General features: G+C 67.4%; 2 protein-coding genes. One reads left to right on the top strand and one right to left on the bottom strand.

Features of this window, described 5'->3' with window-relative positions; all coding sequences use genetic code 11:
* Positions 1–87: 87 nt before the first annotated feature.
* Positions 88–1,440 carry an MFS transporter gene (locus ACFE7U_RS14330; RefSeq protein WP_375410395.1) on the bottom strand — a complete coding sequence of 451 codons (1,353 nt, stop codon included), beginning with the start codon at positions 1,438–1,440 and terminating at the stop codon, positions 88–90.
* A gap of 352 nt (positions 1,441–1,792) precedes the next feature.
* Here ACFE7U_RS14330 and cyoA point away from each other — a divergent pair.
* The coding region (gene cyoA / locus ACFE7U_RS14325; protein WP_375410394.1) for a ubiquinol oxidase subunit II at positions 1,793–2,960 on the top strand (1,168 nt) is incomplete at its 3' end.

The following is a 2,960-nucleotide window of genomic DNA, read 5'->3' as shown; positions in this document are numbered from 1 at the left end:
GCTTTCGAGAACTGCGCGGACCGACCTCTTCGGCGAGGTTGGGTCGGAAGCGGACACACCAACAGCCAAACTGATGGGGTTCTGACCCTAGGCCTCCCGCGTCTCCGGCGTGTTGAACCGCATCGCCAAGAGCGTGCAGGCGGCGCCCGAGAGAAGATAGACGCCGACGCAGGCGAGCCCGAACTTGCTCGACAGGCTGAGGGCGACGAGGGGCGCGAAGCCCGCGCCGATGAGCCAGGCGAGATCCGAGGTCAGGGCCGCGCCGGTATAGCGGTAGCGCGGCGCGAAGTTCGACGTCGCCGCGCCCGCGCTCTGGCCATAGGCGAGCCCGAGCAGGGCGAATCCGACGATGACGTAGATGGTCTGCCCGGTGGCGGTCTCCTCGAACAGGATCGGCGCCACGATGCTGGCGATCGCGAAGAGCGCCACCAGCCCCGCCGAGACCTCCAGGAGCCGCCGCCGCCCGATCCGGTCGGCGATCAGGCCCGAGACCACGACCGTCGCGAGGCAGACCATGGCACCGACGAACTGCACCATCAGGAACTCGCCCGCCGAGCGCTGCGTGTAGAGCACGATCCAGCTGATCGGGAAGATGGTGACGAGGTGGAACAGCGCGAAGCTCGCCAGGGGCGCGAAGGCGCCGATCAGGATGAAGCGGCCGTTCACGGCGAACACCTCGGCCACCGGGGCCGGGTTGAGCTCGCTCTGGTCGAGCAGCATCGTGAAGTCCTGCGTCGCGATGAGGCGAAGGCGCGCGAACAGGGCGACCACGTTGACGGCGAAGGCGACGTAGAACGGATAGCGCCAGCCCCAGTCGATGAAGTCGTCCATGGAGATGTTGACGAGGAAGAAGGCGAACAGGGAACTGGCCAGCATGAAGCCGAGAGGTGCGCCGAGCTGCGGGATCATCGCGTACCAGCCGCGGCGGTCCTTGGGAGCATTGAGGGCCAGGAGGGAGGCGAGGCCGTCCCAGGCGCCGCCCAGCGCCAGACCCTGTCCGATCCGGAATGCCGCCAGCATCAGGATCGCGGCGACGCCGATCTGGTCGTAGCGCGGCAGGAAGGAGATCGCCGCCGTCGAGCCGCCGAGCAGGAACAGGGCGGTGGTCAGCTTGACGCCGCGCCCGTGGCGGCGCCCGATCTCCATGAACAGGATCGAGCCGGCCGGCCGGGCGACGAAGGCCAGCGCGAACACGCCGAAGGCGGCCAGCGTCCCGTAGAGCGGCTCGAGGAACGGGAAGAACACCTTGGGGAACACCAGCACCGAGCCGATGCCGTAGACGAAGAAGTCGAAATATTCCGACATCCGGCCGATCACGACGCCGATGGCGATCTCGCTCGGCGCGACCTTGTGGCCGGTCGAATCCTTGTGACTGTTCGACGCCTGCTGGGCATCGCGTTCGAGGGCGGTCGAGGCAGGAAGGGCTTGGTCTGCGCTCATCGAAGGCACGTCGCTCGCTGTTGATCCCGCAAAGGCCGCCGCGCACGGGCCTTCGTTCGTGAGAACGTTATGGTGCAACCCTTTCGTGCGTCAAAGCGCAGCAAGATGCCACGGCAAGATACCAAGAGGTGACGCGAACGTCCGGGAGGCCGGTCGAGCCGGTCGTTCCTGCGACAGCTCGCAGACCTCAAACCGATGCTCGCGCCCGGCCCGCCGTCACGTCCCGCGACACGCCGTCCGCAAATCGATCGGCAGGGTTGTTGCAACGCACGAAAACGTCCATCTGCGTGCGGCACCGCCATCGATTCCGGCCGACCAGAGGGCTCATTCCCGGATGACGACGAGAGATCGGATGTTCCCTCGCCTCCCGCGCAGCCTGGTGCTCGGCCCCCTGGCGCTCCTCCTCGGTGGCCTCCTCTCGGGCTGCAACGTGGTGCTGATGAAGCCGTCCGGCGACGTCGCGATGCAGCAGCGCGATCTCATCCTCGCCTCGACCGGGCTGATGCTGCTCATCATCGTGCCGGTGATCGCTCTGACCGCCCTGTTCGCCTGGCGCTACCGCGCCTCGAACGAGCAGGCCACCTACGATCCCGACTGGCACCATTCGACCCAGCTCGAGGTGGTGATCTGGGCCGCCCCCCTGGCCATCGTCATCGCGCTCGGCGCGCTGACCTGGATCAGCACCCACATCCTCGATCCCTACCGGCCGATCGGCCGGATCGCCGACGGCCGCCCCATTCCGGCGGGCACCAAGACCCTCACGGTCGAGGTGGTCGCCCTCGATTGGAAGTGGCTGTTCTTCTACCCCGAGCAGGGCATCGCCACCGTCAACGAGCTCGCCGCGCCGGTGGACGTGCCGATCGCCTTCAAGATCACCTCGGCCAGCGTGATGAACTCGTTCTTCATCCCCGCGCTGGCCGGCCAGATCTACGCGATGCCCGGCATGGAGACGAAGCTCCACGCCGTCATCAACAAGGCGGGCGCCTATGACGGCTTCTCGGCCAATTACAGCGGCTCGGGCTTCTCGCGGATGAACTTCAAGTTCCACGGGCTCAGCCAGGACGGCTTCGACCAGTGGGTCGCCAAGGTGAAGGGCGAGGGCAAGCCCCTGAACCGCGAGGACTACATGGCCCTCGAGAAGCCGAGCGAGGCCGAGCCCGTGCGCTATTATTCCGCCGTCGGTGACGGCCTCTACAAAGCCGTCCTGAACATGTGCGCCTTCCCCGACAAGATGTGCATGCACGAGATGATGCACATCGACGCCATGGGCGGGGGCGGCAAGGACAGCGGGGCCAATCGCGCGCGGCTCGAATACGACAACCGGCACGCGCAGCAGGGGGACGAGGCGCCCGGCGCGACCTTCCCGGCCGCGGGGCGCGAATCGCATGGCGACGAGAAGCCCCAGGGCGTGACGTCGGGCGGCTCCCGCAGCGAGTCGGGAGAGGGCGGCCCGCATCAGGGACACAAGCCGGGCGCGACCCAGGGTGGACACGATCACGGCGGGCACGATCACGGCAGTC

The sequence above is a fragment of the uncultured Methylobacterium sp. genome, assembly GCF_964251405.1.
Lineage (GTDB): Bacteria > Pseudomonadota > Alphaproteobacteria > Rhizobiales > Beijerinckiaceae > Methylobacterium.
Note: the sequence above shows the minus strand (reverse complement) of the source record. Positions and strands in the feature narration are given on the sequence as shown.